12 protein-coding genes are annotated in these 17,094 nt (G+C 42.3%); all 12 read left to right on the top strand.

Annotated elements, in window-relative coordinates; translation table 11 throughout:
* The first annotated feature begins 16 nt into the window (after positions 1-16).
* The 12 genes from H8B21_RS00455 to H8B21_RS00400 all read left to right on the top strand — a co-directional run bounded on the left by H8B21_RS00455 (position 17) and on the right by H8B21_RS00400 (position 17,092).
* Positions 17-1,354: a sialidase family protein gene (locus H8B21_RS00455; protein ID WP_190311834.1), complete on the top strand. Its 1,338-nt coding sequence runs from the start codon at positions 17-19 to the stop codon at positions 1,352-1,354.
* Positions 1,355-1,360: 6 nt separating this feature from the next.
* Positions 1,361-3,070: a hypothetical protein gene (locus H8B21_RS00450; RefSeq protein ID WP_190311833.1), complete on the top strand. Its 1,710-nt coding sequence runs from the start codon at positions 1,361-1,363 to the stop codon at positions 3,068-3,070.
* A gap of 128 nt (positions 3,071-3,198) precedes the next feature.
* Positions 3,199-6,453, top strand: a complete 3,255-nt coding sequence (locus tag H8B21_RS00445) for a SusC/RagA family TonB-linked outer membrane protein (RefSeq protein WP_223814760.1) — start codon at positions 3,199-3,201, stop codon at positions 6,451-6,453.
* 26 nt (positions 6,454-6,479) lie between these two features.
* Positions 6,480-7,937 carry a RagB/SusD family nutrient uptake outer membrane protein gene (locus H8B21_RS00440; protein ID WP_190311832.1) on the top strand — a complete coding sequence of 486 codons (1,458 nt, stop codon included), beginning with the start codon at positions 6,480-6,482 and terminating at the stop codon, positions 7,935-7,937.
* Between the two features lie 27 nt (positions 7,938-7,964).
* On the top strand, positions 7,965-9,134 hold the full coding sequence (locus H8B21_RS00435; protein ID WP_190311831.1) for a sialidase family protein: 1,170 nt from the start codon (positions 7,965-7,967) through the stop codon (positions 9,132-9,134).
* Between the two features lie 39 nt (positions 9,135-9,173).
* On the top strand, positions 9,174-10,295 hold the full coding sequence (locus H8B21_RS00430) for a family 43 glycosylhydrolase (RefSeq protein WP_190311830.1): 1,122 nt from the start codon (positions 9,174-9,176) through the stop codon (positions 10,293-10,295).
* A 28-nt stretch (positions 10,296-10,323) separates the two neighbouring features.
* Positions 10,324-12,171: a glycoside hydrolase family 2 protein gene (locus tag H8B21_RS00425; protein ID WP_190311829.1), complete on the top strand. Its 1,848-nt coding sequence runs from the start codon at positions 10,324-10,326 to the stop codon at positions 12,169-12,171.
* Between the two features lie 94 nt (positions 12,172-12,265).
* Positions 12,266-13,102, top strand: coding sequence for a hypothetical protein (locus H8B21_RS00420; RefSeq protein ID WP_190311828.1), 837 nt, complete (start codon positions 12,266-12,268; stop codon positions 13,100-13,102).
* Between the two features lie 85 nt (positions 13,103-13,187).
* On the top strand, positions 13,188-14,414 hold the full coding sequence (locus tag H8B21_RS00415; protein WP_190311827.1) for an MFS transporter: 1,227 nt from the start codon (positions 13,188-13,190) through the stop codon (positions 14,412-14,414).
* A 13-nt stretch (positions 14,415-14,427) separates the two neighbouring features.
* A complete protein-coding gene (locus tag H8B21_RS00410; protein WP_190311826.1) occupies positions 14,428-15,228 on the top strand; it encodes an HpcH/HpaI aldolase family protein in 801 nt (266 codons plus the stop codon).
* A gap of 5 nt (positions 15,229-15,233) precedes the next feature.
* Positions 15,234-16,178, top strand: a complete 945-nt coding sequence (locus H8B21_RS00405; RefSeq protein ID WP_190311825.1) for an aldo/keto reductase — start codon at positions 15,234-15,236, stop codon at positions 16,176-16,178.
* Positions 16,175-17,092, top strand: coding sequence for a Gfo/Idh/MocA family oxidoreductase (locus tag H8B21_RS00400; protein ID WP_190311824.1), 918 nt, complete (start codon positions 16,175-16,177; stop codon positions 17,090-17,092). The genes H8B21_RS00405 and H8B21_RS00400 overlap by 4 nt, the downstream gene beginning before the upstream one ends.
* Positions 17,093-17,094: the final 2 nt, after the last annotated feature.

Genomic DNA, 17,094 nt, shown 5'->3' with positions numbered 1-17,094 from the left:
TAGAAAACATTAAAACATGAGGATGAAATTTATTTACGGATTGTTCTTTTTATTAGCAGGGTGTACTACGCAACAAGCCGTTGTCAACGTACAGGATCATCGGATAGATTTTGAAGGAACATCGCTAAAAGAGGGTATCCCGGCGTATGGTAAAACTGAATATGTTTATCAGAAAGATGGAAGGAACCGTTTCAAAATAGATTTTGGCGAACCTATCGTGGTCGCTGTCGCTGATAAGCCTTACAAGTGGGGCTTCTTTCAGTTCCCCGGATTATACTGGTCCGATCAAGGTGAAATTGTGGCCCGATGGAATATGGCAAAAGATGATGCCGAGAGCTATGGAAAAGGAGGAAATGGATTCGCCGTTTCAAACGACAAGGGCAAAACCTGGACACAAATGGATAGACAGCCAGTAGGAGGAGGACTCGCATTAAGAAACGGTGAATATATAAATATTCATACTCCACCAGCTATTCCTAGGAAAGACCTGCATCTACCCGAGCCTATCGCCACGGTTAAGGAAGCTTACGGACGTACATTTAGATTTTGGAAAACGGAAGATCTACCTAAGGAACTACAGGGAGTATACATACAAAGGCGAACAAAGGAGCGTGGTGAATGGGTAGTGGAACATAATGATATCAGCGAACCGAATATGGTCCGGTATTCCGACAACGATTTACTGCCGGTCGTGTGGTGGGGTGATATGAAGCTGGAGAAAGATGGTTCTATCATCGCAGGCGTATATCCCGGCTTTACATTTGTAAACGGAACGGTACCGCCTTCGGACGTAGCTTTTTACCGTTCGCAGGATGTTGGGAGAAGTTGGTCATTTATTGGGCGTATCCCTTATCACTATGATCCGATAAAAGATCCCAAAGGAGGACAAAGGCATGCATTGGGGTGGACGGAGCCGGCTTTTGAGATCTTGCAGGACGGTTCGTATCTGTCCGTGATACGCACAACCGACGGTTTGGGTAATAGCCCGATGTATTATAGCCGATCGACTGACCAAGGAAAAAGTTGGAGTAAACCTACTGCCTTTACCAAAGCCGGCGTCTTGCCCAAATTAAAGCAATTGGATAATGGAGCCTTGGTGTTGGCCTCTGGTCGGCCGGGGTTACAGATACGTATCGCTTTGGATGAAGAAGGAGAGGAATGGTCCGATCCCTTTGAAATGTTGCCCTGGCTAGAAGGAGTGGATGGAAATACGCTAACTTGTGGTTATCCCGAGTTATTACAGACAGGAAACGATAAGTTTTTATTGATTTACTCAGATTTCCAATATAAGAGTGCCAATGGAGAGGTACGGAAAGCTATTAAAGTCCGTGAAATAACTGTTAAACCGTTGTAGATAATTATGAATAGACTTTTTGTTATAGGAATTTTAGTTCTACTGAACTATTGCTGTCTCTTTGCACAGCAGGCCGGAACCATCAATTATAATGACGATAAGGATGTAAAGCTGCTTTTTGACTACTACCATCATAATCTTCCCTCGACCAAGGTAGGAAATCATATCGTCACGGGGAGCTGGTTAGATTCGGATGGACGGTATGGTTGGAATGATTTCGTGCATACCAATACACTTGACCATGCTTATACTATCCTTTCCAAAGAGTATTCGATTTCCATGGGCCGGTCTCCATATAGTGAGCAGCTTTTGAAAGGTTTTGATGGCGTGGTAATTTTTGCGGCAGATAACCCGGACTTAATAGCTGGCGCTAAAGTGATCAGCGATCAAGAAATTTCTGTGTTAGAAAAGTTCGTGGAGGAGGGAGGAAGTTTGATGCTGATGTTGAATGCGATGGTAGAGGATCGTTTTAGTGAATCTTTTGAAACCAACCAGGTTAAAAAGTTGCTACGAAAGTTTGGTTTAGCATGGAACAATGACGACACCCATTATTCAGACAATGTCATACCGACAGGACATCCCTATTTCTATGATGTTCCGGTATTTCATTATGGCGCAGGATGTACCCTTAACATATTGCCGGAAGCTAAAAATCCAGAAGTTTTATTGGATGTCTACTCGGACAGCACGTACACGGATCGTTCTGTATCTGGGCCTGGTATCGTGTTGGTTCGCCCGGGTAAAGGAAAGGTAATACTGGTTGGTGATGCAGGATCTTGGACGGGAAATATATCCCGGCCGTGGGCAGACAACGGAAAGATATTGCAGCAATTGTTTCGATATATGAAGCCGGACAGGGGAATCCGTCCAGCTGTCTATGAACGAGATAGACCTCTTTATTATGAAGTTACCGTGACGGGGCTACAAGCTGTCCCGGGCGGAAATTCGCTGTCCAAAATATCCCATCCAAAGTACCGGATGTTTTCGCCAAGACCGACCACCGACATGCCCTATTTCGAAGCTTCTGCGGATTTGAAAGTGACCGCAGAGAGAGATACCGTTTTAAATGCTTTTTATACAGATATCGACGTACAGGATTTCAAATGGTTTGATCAATCGGTATCGGATAGAAAAAAGCAATCTGTTTCTATGGTGATTAGTAGACAAGGTAAAGTTTCTAATGTCCATTCGGAAGGTTGGTATGCGCAATGGCTGTCAGCGGATTTACCGATCATTTCTGCGTTGTCGCCTGTTGATGGTTTGCGACCCGGTGATAGCTGGCAATCGGAAGAAAGTCTCCGTGTGCCAGCTTTGCGTGCAACCGATTTGCCGAGTATGAAAACGGTAGATGTCGATATCCTTTATGCAAAAGATACCGTGTATTTAGGGCAGTCGTGTCGTTATCTGGTTTCTTCGGGTGAGGCGTGGCTTTCGGATTGGGATATCAAAATAGAAGACCTGCTTCCAAAGGAAGAGATTCAGCGCGTTGGGGGATCTAATTATCATTATTTAAATAAAAGAGGTGGCAAAATATTGTTCAAAAGGGAGCAGTTTGTAGATGGTATAACGGGTCATGTTGTGGAAGCACGCTTGCAAACAAGAATAATATCCTGGATACAGGACAAACGAAAGCCCATCGCTAAAAGTAATCTTGATAAGGACAATGAAACCATCATTTCTTTGGCTACGATCACTACATTTAAACTTAAGCAATAAAAATACGATGTCGAGTTTTTTTAACTGAAATATTGTATCGGTAATTTACATAAAAGTAGTAGGTGGGGGAGCAGTTTACGTCTAAATTTGGTAATGTAATAATACTTATAATCAGCTCCCTTACAATTATGGTTAAAAATATACAATTGAATTTAAGCAAATCATCATCCGATAAAGAGGATACCATGAGTTCCAGTATTTACCTAAATCGGATAGCATTACTGTTATTTTTTGTTTGTTCCAGTTTCTTAGCGTATGCACAAACGATCGTTACAGGGAAGGTAGTAGATCAGGATAAAAAACCTGTATCAAGTGTGACTGTTACAGAAAAGGGAACACAAAACGGAACGTTAACAGGAGAGGATGGAACCTTTAGCTTAGCGGTAAACTCGAGCCAAAGTATTTTGGTCATTAGCGCTATAGGAAAGAAAGCCATCGAAGTGCCTGCATCTAGTGCTACACTTGCAGCTATCTCCCTTCAAAATGACGACACTAATATTGAGGAAGTATTGGTCGTAGGTTATGGTACGCAATCCAGAGAAACTTTAACAACAGCTATTTCCAAAATGGATGAAAAGGTGTTGGAGAATGTTTCTTTTGCCAATCCGGCATCAGCTTTACAAGGAACGGTATCGGGGGTTCGGGTTCAAAGCACCTCAGGGCAACCGGGTGCTGCGCCACGGGTAATTATTCGCGGTGGTACATCCATTAACAATCCGAACGGCGCTAGTCCTTTATATATCATCGATGGTGTTATCCGTTCCAACATGAACGATATCAACGCTGATGATATTGCTTCCATGCAAGTATTGAAAGATGCAGCCTCCACGTCCATTTACGGAGCAAGAGGGTCAAACGGGGTTGTCATCATCACAACCAAATCTGGCAATGCTAACCGTACTCAAATTGAATATTCTTATAATTTATCATCTTCGAAGGTAGGCAAATTGTATGATGTGGCTTCTGCTAGAGATTATATCTATTACTCTCGAGTCGGTGCGCAGGTAGCGGAGCGTAAAGTGCCGGGTTCCATCAATCTGTTAACACAACCAAGTGGTTTTGGTACAGGTAATGACTTGACCAATAATACCGGTTTTACAACACAATATTTAACGGATGCGAATAAACATAAATTGAATGAGGGATGGCAATCGATGGCGGATCCGACCGATCCCAGTAAAACGATTATCTTCCAAGAAACCAATTGGCAGGATGTCTTATTTCAAAATAGTTTATCCCATGATCATCACCTGGCGGTATCTGGCGGTACAGATCGTGCTACCGTAAATGCGAGCATTGGTTACATGAAGAGCGATGGTATCGCCATTACAACTTTCTACGACCGTATTTCAGCGAACCTGAATTCGGACTTAAAGGTTAACGATAAATTGACGGTGAATGGCAAGATGATGTACAGTTATTCGACCAATAATGTTGTTTATAGCGATTCGGAGTTGTTCTTTAGAGCAGCTAATTTAGCGCCAACCGCCAAGTACACTTTTGAAGATGGCACGTTAGCTCCAGGACAAGCTAGGAACACGGGTAATCCGGTTTATTATTTGAATAAAAGAGATAATAAAGCGGCTACGGAGAATTTAACATTAGCACTTTCTGCAGATTGGAAGCCAATTGAAGGATTAACAGTTTCACCCCAGGTTTCCCTGTACAAAGTAACGGGTGATAATTATGTCTTTACCCATGCTTACTTGAATGGAGTTGGTAATATCAATACAACCCGACCGGCATCCTCTGCCTACAATAAAAACATGCAGACCCAAGCGGATCTAATTGCTAATTATACGAAAAGTTATGGGAACCATGCTTTCGAGGCCATGGGAGGTTTCTCTTACTTCCAAAGATATATATATGGCTTTAATGCATCCGGACAAGGAGCAGCAACGGATTTGATCCCTACTTTGAACGCATCTTCTACACCTGTTTCCGTAAATGGAAATGAAACCATATTTGCTATGGTAGGGTATTTCTCTCGCTTAAACTATAATTATGCGCAAAAGTATTTGCTTTCCTTAACGGCAAGATATGATGGGGCATCTAACCTAGGTGCCAACTACCGTTGGGGTTTTTTCCCTGGAGTTTCCGTAGGATGGAATATGCATAAGGAAGATTTCTTTGTGAATGCACAACCTTACTTATCCACTTTAAAATTAAGAGCTAGTTATGGTGTGAATGGTAATATTTCGGGATTGTCAGATTTCCATGCGCAGGGCTCTTATGCTGTCGGGAGTCGATATCTGGACGAATCTGCTGTACAGAATACCGTTTTGGCCAACCCTAATTTGAAATGGGAAGAATCCAAAACGTTAGATTTCGGGCTAGATTTAGGTTTTATGGATAATCGGTTCAACATCTTATTCGATTACTACAATAGAAGAACAGATGATCTAATCACAAACTTGACTTTACCTCCGTCGACTGGATTCTCTAGCATTTCAACCAATTTGGGGAGCCTTCAAAACAAGGGTATTGAATTGGAGTTGAATGCAGATATCTTACCAAGAACCTCAGCATTAGGCTGGAATGTTGGTTTTAATATCTCAACGACCAAAACCAAAATCTTGAAACTACCTGACAATGGAACATTGAACAATCGTGTGGGTGGTGTGTATGTTTGGAATGAAGCATCTAATGGTTATGCTTGGATGGGTGGATTGCAAGAGGGAGGCCGTATAGGGGACTTCTACGGTTGGCAACAAGATGGTATCTATAGAACCGATGCCGAAGCTGCTAACGCGCCTGTGGATCTAACAATGCCTTTTGCGGATAAAACCAAATATGGAGGAGATGTAAATTACGCAGATTTAGATCGTAATGATACCCTAGATACACGTGATTTAACATACCTAGGAAATCCTTATCCAACAGTAACAGGTGGTTTTTCTACTTCTGTAAACTATAAAGGTTTCTCTTTTTATGCACGTATGGATTACACGAAAGGACATACGATCTATAACTATGCGAAAATCTTCCTAAGTGGCCTGTGGGCTCCAAACTTAAATATTCCTCAGGAAATGATTGAGAGGGGATGGAAGCAAGATGGAGATATTGCTGAACGCCCACAATATATACCTGGAACAGCGAATTATAGTTACTGGAGAGGTAGTGCTTATCATTTATCTTCAACCAACTCTGAATTCTACGAGAAAGGGGATTTCCTGACCCTACGTGAAGTGACCATAGCATATCAAGTGCCTTCCGCGTGGACCGAACGTATTAAACTAAAAAATGTGCGTGTGAATGTGACGGGTAGCAATCTCTATTATTTCACAAAATATACGGGTATGAATCCCGAGGATGGAGGTACTGATCAAGGTCGTTATCCTATCCCTCGTAATTTCTCCGTTGGACTGAAAGCAGCATTTTAATTAGTACACGTAAATCAAATAGGATTATGAAAAAATCAATCATAAAATTAGGCCTTTTAGCAGCTGTACTTTCTTTTCAAACAGGCTGTGATACATCTTTAGAATTAGATCCTACTAGTGTAATCACCAATGAATCCTTCTGGAAAACGGAAGATGATGCAAGAGGTGGGTTAACAAGCTTATATGTCAAACAACGTAGTTTAGCAAGTTTAAATTTGTTCATCTGGGGAGAGGCGCGCAGTGAGGTGATGGAATGGGGGAAAGTAAGTGGTACCCTGGATTACGATCGTTATTATCTGAATACATTGAACAGTGTGTCTGCCGGTCCTTCCTGGCAAACCGTTTACTCGGCTATTAATGATGCAAATTTAGTTTTAAAGTACGTTCCGAATATTTCGTTTGCAAACGAAGCGAACAAAAATAATATTTTAGCACAAGCCTATGTTTCGCGCGCATTCCTTTACTTTGTACTCGCAAAAACTTGGGGAGAAGTCCCCGTCCGCACCGAACCGGTAGAAGGTGCAGAACCGGAAGTAATCCAAAAGGCAAGATCGTCTCAAGAACAAGTTTTCACGCTTATCAAAGATGATTTGGAAAAAGCGAATTCCCTGTTTTCCAGTTATGGTTTTATCAAAAGTAGAAACTATTGGTCTAAGGCTGCTGTCCAGGCATTGAAGGCTGATGTATACTTATGGACAGCTAAGCGATTAAATGGTGGGAATGCGGACTTTCAAACAGCGCTTACAGCTTGTGATGAAGTAGCTAAAGCAGATGTTTCTTTACTGCCTAATTATGCTGATCTATTCAAATATGGAAATAAGAACAACAAAGAAGTGATTATGGCTATTGGGAATAAGGAATTTGAAGTTGGGAATAATTACTTTGCAAATCTATATTCTTCCCGGTTGCCAAATGAGATAGATCCAACGACCAATGAGATTATTGGCCAAACTTCAGGTGGTATGGTTTGGACCGTAACAGATTTGGTTAAGAATCAATTCAAAGATGGAGATTTAAGAAAAGCAGCTTCGGTATTGGATATGCCAGCGCCTGGATTCTATCCGACCTTAATCTTAAAAGGCAGGGGAACATTAATTTCTGGCGTGCGTTATTTCACGAGTGATTTTGTTATCTACCGTTATGCGGATGTACTGTTGATGAAAGCAGAGGCAAAAAATGGATTAGGTCAAGACCCTTCCACAGAAATAAATCTCGTGAGACAAAGAGCCTACGGAACTGCTTATGAAGCCAATAGATTTGTGAATGGCAATACAGTACAGAACGATCAAGCTATACTGCAAGAACGGTTATTGGAATTGATGTTTGAGGGTAAACGCTGGTGGGATTTGGTTCGCTTCAATAAAGCATTTGAATTAGTGCCTACTTTAGAGGGAAAGGCTAACCAGAAACACTTGGAATATTTCCCGATCTCGGAACAAGTATTAAGTTTGGAACCGTTGGTTGAACAAACTAATGGGTATTAATATCTATTGAATATTATAATATTGAACATGACGAAAAGAAATAGAATAGTCGGATTAGCCCTGGCCATGTTGCTTTCTTCGCAATTAGGTTTTGCACAATCTAGTACCATAAAGAAAGTTAAGGATATCATTGTTTATCAAGATACGTTGTTTTATAATGCTTTTCCTTCTGTGATAAAAAAGAAAGATGGCGAATTCCTTGTCGCGTTCCGGCAGGCCCCCAATCGGCGTATATTCGGTACAGAGAAGATTTCGCATGTAGATCATAATAGCTATCTCGTTACGTTGAAATCCAAAGATGGCGAGCAGTGGTCTATATCTCCGGAATTACTCTATGCGCATGCATTTGGTGGATCGCAGGATCCCTGCCTGATACAACTGAAAGACGGTACATTGCTCTCGGCCAGCTATGGCTGGACAACCGTTGATAAACGTATAGAAAATCCGGAAAAGCCCTTTTTTAAATCAGGTGGTTTTACGTTTCTCGGTGGATATCTCTTGCGGTCAACAGATAAAGGAAAGAGCTGGCAAGGGCCTTATTATCCACCCAACGTACCAGATGAGATACATTATGACCCCTTCGGACAGCCTATGTCGGCCTATAATCGCGGAGCGTTGTACGAAACAAAAGATGGCCGTGTCTTGTGGGTCGTGGCTGCGCATGATCGCCCGGGCAAAACATCCAACTACTTATTGATCTCCCATGATAAGGGATTAACTTGGACATATTCGGGTGTGGTGGCGAAAGATGACAAGATCTCGTTCAACGAAACATCGGTTTATGAAACGCCAAAAGGGGATATTGTGGCATTTATGCGCACGGCTAGGTATGATGATCAGGCCTGTATAGCACGTTCAACAGATGGTGGAAAAACCTTTACGTGGGAAAGCATGGGATTTAAAGGACATCCTTTACAAGCGATCCGATTACCAGACGATAGAGTTTTCGTAGTTTATGGATACAGACACCAACCCTTCGGCATTCGTGCCCGGATTTTAAATGCGGAATGTACCGATTTTGCGACGGCTGAGGAATTTGTAATCCGGGAGGACGGTGGCAGTTGGGATATCGGTTATCCTTGGTCTGTACAATTGGACAAGAACAGGGTTTTGGTCGTTTATTATTATAATCAAGACGATGGCCCACGGTACATTGCAGGTAGTATTTTGGAAGTGGAACCTCAAAAAGGTAAGTAAACCTATTCCAGAAGTGTTATACTAATTTGAATAAATACCATGAGAAATAGACATTTGAAATATGGCATATTGTTTGCCATAACGGTCTGCTTTATAGGATGTGGAAAAGGCACCAGTCTGGATAACAAGGAGGAAAAGCCGCCCGAGCCGGAAGAGAAACCAAAGGAAGAGGTTTCGGGCAATTATACGAATCCGGTTTTTGAGCCAATATTAGCTGATCCGACGGTTACACGGGATCCTAGTACCGGCATTTTTTACGCCATTGGTACGTCAGACGATTGGGGTGACGGCAAAGGCCACCGGCTGATGCCGGTACTGAAGTCAACGGATCTGGTGAACTGGACGATCGTGGGCGATGCCTTTATATCCAAGCCGACATGGAAAAAAGAAAGGGAAAAGGAAAGTTCTCTTTGGGCAGGGGACCTCACCAGGGTCAATGGTATGTACTACCTTTATTATTCCTATTCTGCGTGGGCAGACGCCAATCCCGCAATAGGCTTGGCCACCTCCCCCAGTCCGTCTGTACCGTTTGCGGATCAGGGCAAACTGTTTTTTACCAGTGAGGTTGGTGTGCCCAATTCCATCGATCCGCTGTATTGGGAAGAAGGAGAGAAAAAATATCTGTTTTGGGGGAGCTATAGTAACGCATCTAATCAGGGGACGTACGGAATAGAACTGTCGTCAGACGGTAGATCGGTTCCTGATCTGAGCAAAAAGTTTAAAATCGCCGCAGGAGATTTCGAAGCGGTCGTGCTGCATAAACGGGATGGATATTACTATTTCTTTGGATCAAGGGGGCACTGCTGTGACGGAGCAGCCAGTACATACCATGTCAGGATCGCCCGGTCTACGACACTCACAGGACCCTATCTGGACAAAAACGGAAAGGATATCCGGGATCGTGGAAATGGGACGTTATTTCTACAGGGCAACGAGGTGTATGCCGGTCCCGGCCACAATGCACGCTTGATCGCCGATGATGAGGGTACCGACTGGTTTATATACCATGCAATAGATAAAGAAAAGGAAAAAGTCTCCAGCGGAGCTACCCGGAGGGTACTGATGCTTGACAGGATAACCTGGACGGATGGCTGGCCCGTGATTGAAGGGAATTCACCCAGTGTCAATGAAAGGCCGGCACCGGTGTTTAAGACGAAATGAACGGATTATTTTAAAAACATACTCTCATATGAAGTTTGTAAATTATATATTGGTATTCGCTTCATTCATATCCTTAGCGTATGCCGGTGTCCCAAAACCTGAATATCCCCGCCCTCAATTTGAGCGTAATGATTGGATAAACCTAAATGGGACATGGACATACCAGTTAGACCCTGTTAGATCAGGTTTTGAAAGGGGCAATATAAATACAACCGGTTTTGATAGCCTTATCACCGTTCCGTTTGCTCCCGAGAGTATGCTGTCGGGTGTGCAACACAAAGATTTTATCCCCCGTATTTGGTATCATCGATCGATATCCGTTCCTGTTTCATGGTCGGATAAATCCGTAATTTTGCACTTTGGAGCTGTTTATTATGAGTCGGAGGTCTATATAGACGGAAAATTTGTTGGTAGGCATCATGGGGGCAGCTCCAGCTTCAGTTATGATATTACTCGTTTTGTGAAGACTGGAAAGATGCACAATTTGGTCGTCGTTGCTTCCAGTGATCTTCGTTCGGGGTTACAGACGGCCGGAAAGCAATCTCTCCAATGGGCATCGCATAATTGTAATTACACAAGAACCACAGGAATATGGCAGACTGTATGGATGGAAGGTGTCGACGAGTATGCACTAAAAAGCCTCCATGTGATGACAGATATAGATCAGCAACAGGTTACTATCCAGCCCACTTATTATCACCAAAGTACGCACAGGTTAACTGTACATGTTAGGGATAATGGGAAGACGGTCGCAACCAGAACGGTTGCTGCCAATAATTCAAGCGTTATCGTGATCCCTATAAAAGACCCAAAACTATGGTCTCCCGAGAGTCCATTTTTATATGATCTCGAATTATTGGTTACTTCGTTAGATGGACAGGAAATAGATAAAATAAGCTCTTATTTCGGGATGCGTAAAATACATGTCGAAGGGAACAGGATATATCTGAATAACCAAGCTTATTATCAACGATTAGTTCTGGACCAGGGTTTCTACCCCGACGGTATCTGGACATCACCGTCGGATGAAGCTCTTAAACGGGATATTATGTTGGGCAAAGAGGCCGGGTTCAACGGAGCTAGACTGCACCAGAAAGTTTTTGAAGAGCGGTATTATTATTGGGCCGATAAATTAGGTTACCTGACATGGGGTGAAAGTGCTAGCTGGGGAATGGACGCGAATAATATAGAGGCGGCCCGTAATTTTATCTCTGAATGGATAGAATGTGTAGAGAGAGATCGAAACCACCCCTCGCTGGTCATATGGACACCGTTCAATGAACAATGGTGGCCTGATAAGACGAACTATCCCCGTTTGGCAGGAGACATTTACCAGCTTACCAAATTGCTAGACCCGACGCGTCCGGTGAATGGTGTAAGCGGAGGGGCGCACATCCTCACGGACATTTGGACGGTACATCATTATGAGCAGGACCCCGAAAAACTTCGAGATATCTTTTATAGCGATGGTAAGTATTTCCAAACACCGAATGAGGCACATCCCGGTCATAGGAATATCGGCTTCAACGAGATCAAAAACAGCAATAATTATATATTTCCTGTCTACGATGGACAAAAGCCGTATTTCGTGGATGAGTTTGGTGGAATTAAATGGGTTAGTGACGAGAAGCTGCAACAGTTGGATTCCAAAACACAGACGTGGGGCTATGGAGACGCACCCAGAACGCTGGATGAGTTTTACCAACGTTTAGAAGGACAGGTAGACCAACTTCTGTCACTATCAGAACAGATTTGGGGATATTGTTATACACAGTTGACCGACGTAGAACAGGAACAGAACGGTATCTATAATTACGATCGTTCCACCAAATTCGATATGGAGAAGATCAAGAAAATTTTTAGCAAAGAACCCTAATTTCGTTAGATTTTTAAAGTATATGAAAGGATTCCAAATGGGGTTACTCCTATTAATTAGTATTCCGTTGTGCAGCAAGGGACAAACTAAACAAATGGCTTTAGCAGACTTAAAATCACTTTTATATTCCGAGAAGGAATGGATAAAGGTTCATGTAGCTGAATTTCTATTATGGAGGAATTGTTATGTGGATGAAGTAAGGGTTGAGTTTTTAAAAGAAGAGGAACAGTTTGGTCATGTTCCCAAGTATCGTATAGGTATTTGGCGGGTGTTGGTTCAAGCAGCTACAGACGAGAAAAACAAACAATATTGGATAGATAAGATTATGGCGGCCTATCGTAATCCCGAGGGCGAAGATAGGCTTCATGCCATCGAGACACTAGCAAAGCTACAGGTCGGTGTGGTTCAGGATCTACCAGCAGGTCTAGAAAGTTCCTTCCGGTTGTATTCGCTTTGGAACTATGCGTTAGGATCAGAGAAAAAAAAGCAAATAGTAAAGAATATCCTTATCCGAGATTTGGTAAGTAATAAGCTAACAGAACTGGAAATGCATGTGACGTCCTATATCCTCCGATATATCGGTCCATTAGCAGAAAATGAATATGTCCAGGTGAAGACTTGGATGCAGACAAAGGATCTAGAAACTGCTTTACGGAGTAATCTGTTAGCGACGTTGTTGATTGCCTATCCAGAAAATCAACCTGCTAACGAACAAAGCGAGCTAAAAAAGGAATTGTTTGCCATGTTTCGGGATGCCGAGGCGATTCCTCACGTTACAATGGCGTTAGCACAGAAATCGGATGACAACGACCAGCAGATTGTATCGGATATGTATAAAACGATGCGTGACATTAAAAGCGGGAATTATAACAGCGACTTTCACGCTATGACGGCGTATATGGTATTGAAAAGGGGAGAAGATGTAAAATAATACCAGTAATTCGTGAAATCACATGTAGCGTAATACGATGCTTCCGCTATATTTGTTAAGTTATGTATAAGCCTTTACCATATTGATGACGAATAAAAAATATTACCCCTGGTTACTTGTTGCTTTGCTATGTATCATTGGCTGTCTCAATTATTTGGACCGCATGATGATTGTCACGATGCGCAGCAGTATAATTGAAGAGATACCAATGACAGACGCACAGTTTGGATTGTTGACCTCCGTTTTTTTATGGGTATATGGTTTTACTAGTCCAATAGCAGGTTATATTGCTGACCGTTTTAATCGAAGCATTGTCATTATCGGTAGTTTATTCGTTTGGTCATTAGTGACGTGGTTGACTTCTTTAGCAACTTCGTTTGAATATTTGCTAGCAGCAAGGGCATTGATGGGTATTAGTGAAGCTTTTTATATACCGGCAGCAATGGCATTAATTATGGATTGGCATTCGGATAGGACAAAATCCACAGCTGTTGGATTGCATGTAGGAGGGATTATGATTGGACAAAGTTTAGGCTTTATCGGTGGTTGGATTGCCGAAACACATACTTGGCATTATGCTTTTCACATTTTTGGAGTTATTGGCGTGATCTACGCGGTGTGTTTGATTTTCTTATTGAAAGACCGTAAGGAAGTCCCTGTTAAAACAGATGTTGTTACGGATGAAGTAACAGAAAAAATAGATTTTAAATTGGCTATACAGAACCTATTCCGTAATCGAGCGTTTGTGGCAGTTGTCGTGATATGGGGACTGGCGGGTGCTATCAGTTGGATGATAAATGGCTGGCTGCCGACTTATTATAAAGAGCAGTTCAATCTGTCACAGACAGAAGCGGGGTTGTATTCCACGGCGTATTTCTTTCCGGTAATGCTAGTCGGTGTGATTTTGGGCGGAGCGATAGCGGATTGGTGGTCGAAGACAAACGGTAGAGCCCGGATATGGTTGCCGGCTATTGGTTTTTTGATTGCCGTTCCGGCTGTATTTATAGCAAGTTACACAGCAATCTTATGGGTTACGGTAGGAGGTTTTTTAATATATGCGCTGACACGGCCGTTTATCGATGCGAATATGATGCCTATCTTGGGAATAATATCCGATAAGCGGTATCTTGCTACAGGTTATGGTTTTTTAAATCTATGTAGTTGTATCGTTGGCGGTGTGGGTATCTATGTGGCGGGTGCATTACGAGATGGACAGGTTAATCTCAATGTGATCTTTCAAGTAGCGGCGTTAAGCATGATTATTTGTGCGTTCCTGTTGTTCCGTTTGAAACCAAAAACCGAGGTTGATTAATGAAACGAATAAAATGATGAGAAGAAGCAAGGTTTTGCAAAAATTACGTGCCGGAGAGACGGCAAGTTGCTTTAAAATTAATCTAAAAGATACACAATCTGTGGAAATAGCTGCAATCAGCGGCTTTGATTGTATATGGGTGGATTTGGAACATATTGGGCAAGATTGGTCAGTTATTGCTTCCCATGTTTGGGCGACAAAGGCGCATGATACAGACTTGATGGTAAGAGTACCGAGAGGAGCTTACAGTGATTATATTAAACCGTTGGAATTAGATGCTGCGGGTATCATGGTTCCCCATGTTATGGGAGTAGAAGACGCGAAAAAAGTAATCCATACAGTACGGTTTCATCCGCAAGGAAAGCGACCTATTGATGGTGGAAACGCAGATGGTGCGTATACGGCAATGGATTTCAATACGTATCTGGAAACTGCCAATCGAGAGCGTTTTGTTGTTTTACAGATCGAAGACCCAGAGCCTTTAGCTGAATTGGAAGAAATTGCGCAACTCGAAGGTTTTGATATGCTTTTTTTCGGACCTGGTGATTTCAGCCAAGGCATAGGTGCACCTGGACAATGGGATCATCCGTTGTTAATAGAAACACGCAAGCGCGTGGCGGCGGTAGCAAGAAAAAATGGAAAATTTGCAGGAACGGTAGGTTCGCCCGCAAATTTGCAGGAGCTTTTGGATATGGGGTATCATTTTGTGAGTATGGGAGCTGATGTGGTTGGATTGACGAATTACTGTAGGGATATGGTGAAAACATTTGGTAAAACAATGGGTGATAAAGGAAAGTCTTATTTAGAAGAATAGATAGGATGAAAAGAAGAATTTTAGGACGAACCGGTCTTTCTGTCTCCGAAATTGCTTTTGGTGGGGTGGAAATAGGAATGCCCTATGGTTTGGGGGCACACGAGATGCCAGATGAAGATTCTGCTATCCAGTTGTTACAGAAGGCGGTGGAATCTGGTATTAATTTCTTTGATACCGCAAGACATTATGGTGAAAGTGAGCGGTTGATGGGCGAAGCATTTCAAGGTATTCGTGATCAAGTGGTTTTGGCGACTAAATGTGTACATCTTAAAGATGAAGAAGGAAATATCCCCGTTTATTCGGAATTGAAAGACATTATCGAAAAATCTTTGGACTTGAGTTTAAAAAACTTGAAAACGGACTACATTGATTTGTTCATGGTACATTATGCGGATATGGATATCCTCCAAAATGAAGATGTAGTTCGTGTGTTTTCGGAAATACAAGACGAAGGTCATGTTAAAAATATCGGAGTTTCGGTTTATAAAGTAAAAGAGACAGCTAAAGCGATACAGTCAGGTATCTGGGATGCTGTCCAGCTACCGTTTAACCTCATGGATCAGTCGCACGGCAATTGTTTTCAAGATGCTAGCGAGAAAGGTGTAGGTATTATTGTTCGCTCCGTGTTGATGCGGGGTATGCTTACAGAACGCAAGTTTAAGATGCATGAAGCATTGAAAGAGGTAGATAACCATTTAGAAGCTTATCGTACTATTGCCGAAACACATTTTCGTAATTTTCCGGAATATGCTACCAAGTTTGCCTTGAAACACCCGCAAGTATCTAGTGTATTAGTCGGGATTGATAAAGAGGAATATTTGCATGCCAGTATTGATAATCTTAAAGGTGATGAACTTTCAACCGAAATTTTTGTGCAATCAAAGAATATACAATATCCCGATCCTTCATTTTTAAATCTCGCGGAATGGGATAGAAAGGGTTGGTTATGATAAAGTTGGGAATAATTGGTATGAGTGAGGGGAATGCCCATCCTTATTCATGGTCGTCCATTATCAATGGTCAGTTTGACGGGGATGAAATTAGTAGGATAGGCTATCCTGCGGTCGCCTCCTATTTAGAAGCAAATAAAGATACATTAGGTATTTCTGATGCGATAGTCACGCATGTGTGGTGTCAGGAAAGGAAGATTGCGGAAAGCATAGCCCATTCATCTGGCATTACACATGTTGTCGATAATATAGTAGATATGATAGGAGAGGTGGATGCGGTTATTTTAGGACGCGACGATCCAGAAAATCATGTGCAGATGGCAAAACCTTTTGTAGAGGCTGGTGTTCCGGTTTTTATTGATAAACCATTGGCTTATTCACAAAATGATTTAGATTGGTTTGCAGATGGCGTTGCTCAAGGCCGTTTTATTATGTCCTGTTCTTCTATGCGATACGCTAACGAATGCCGGATAGCGAAACAAGAACTGGCAACATTAGGTGAAATCGAACTCGTAACGGCGGTGGGCAAAAAAGATTGGAAGAAATATGGTATCCATTTGCTGGAAGCTGTTTTCAGTGTTTTAGATGATCCGCTTCCCGTCAGTATAAAGCATATTGGCGAACTAGATAAAGAAATAGTCCATGTGCGGTTAGCAAATGGGACTGACATTATGTTACATCTATACCAGCATATTTCCGGAACTTTTCAAGTGACATTTTTCGGGCGACAAGGATGGAAACTAATTGATATTCGCAATTCCTATTCCATGTTTCGGGACAATATGATCGAGTTTATTCGTTCGGTTCAGGAAGGAAAACCTCGGTTGGATTTTAAAAAGACACATCGATTGATGCGGGTTGTCATTGGGGCACAGGAGAGCTTTTTGCAAGGAGGTAAAACAATTTTATTGTAAAA

Source organism: Sphingobacterium chuzhouense, assembly GCF_014692525.1.
Lineage (GTDB): Bacteria > Bacteroidota > Bacteroidia > Sphingobacteriales > Sphingobacteriaceae > Sphingobacterium > Sphingobacterium chuzhouense.
This window is presented reverse-complemented; position numbering and strand designations above follow the sequence as displayed.

Excerpts from the sequence above, each read along its gene's own strand:
- H8B21_RS00455 (WP_190311834.1), top strand. The coding sequence starts at position 17 with ATGAGGATGAAATTTATTTACGGATTGTTCTTTTTATTAGCAGGGTGT.
- H8B21_RS00445 (WP_223814760.1), top strand. The coding sequence starts at position 3,199 with ATGGTTAAAAATATACAATTGAATTTAAGCAAATCATCATCCGATAAA.
- H8B21_RS00450 (WP_190311833.1), top strand. The coding sequence starts at position 1,361 with ATGAATAGACTTTTTGTTATAGGAATTTTAGTTCTACTGAACTATTGC.
- H8B21_RS00440 (WP_190311832.1), top strand. The coding sequence starts at position 6,480 with ATGAAAAAATCAATCATAAAATTAGGCCTTTTAGCAGCTGTACTTTCT.
- H8B21_RS00405 (WP_190311825.1), top strand. The coding sequence starts at position 15,234 with ATGAAAAGAAGAATTTTAGGACGAACCGGTCTTTCTGTCTCCGAAATT.
- H8B21_RS00425 (WP_190311829.1), top strand. The coding sequence starts at position 10,324 with ATGAAGTTTGTAAATTATATATTGGTATTCGCTTCATTCATATCCTTA.
- H8B21_RS00415 (WP_190311827.1), top strand. The coding sequence starts at position 13,188 with ATGACGAATAAAAAATATTACCCCTGGTTACTTGTTGCTTTGCTATGT.
- H8B21_RS00420 (WP_190311828.1), top strand. The coding sequence starts at position 12,266 with ATGGCTTTAGCAGACTTAAAATCACTTTTATATTCCGAGAAGGAATGG.
- H8B21_RS00430 (WP_190311830.1), top strand. The coding sequence starts at position 9,174 with ATGAGAAATAGACATTTGAAATATGGCATATTGTTTGCCATAACGGTC.
- H8B21_RS00400 (WP_190311824.1), top strand. The coding sequence starts at position 16,175 with ATGATAAAGTTGGGAATAATTGGTATGAGTGAGGGGAATGCCCATCCT.
- H8B21_RS00435 (WP_190311831.1), top strand. The coding sequence starts at position 7,965 with ATGACGAAAAGAAATAGAATAGTCGGATTAGCCCTGGCCATGTTGCTT.
- H8B21_RS00410 (WP_190311826.1), top strand. The coding sequence starts at position 14,428 with ATGATGAGAAGAAGCAAGGTTTTGCAAAAATTACGTGCCGGAGAGACG.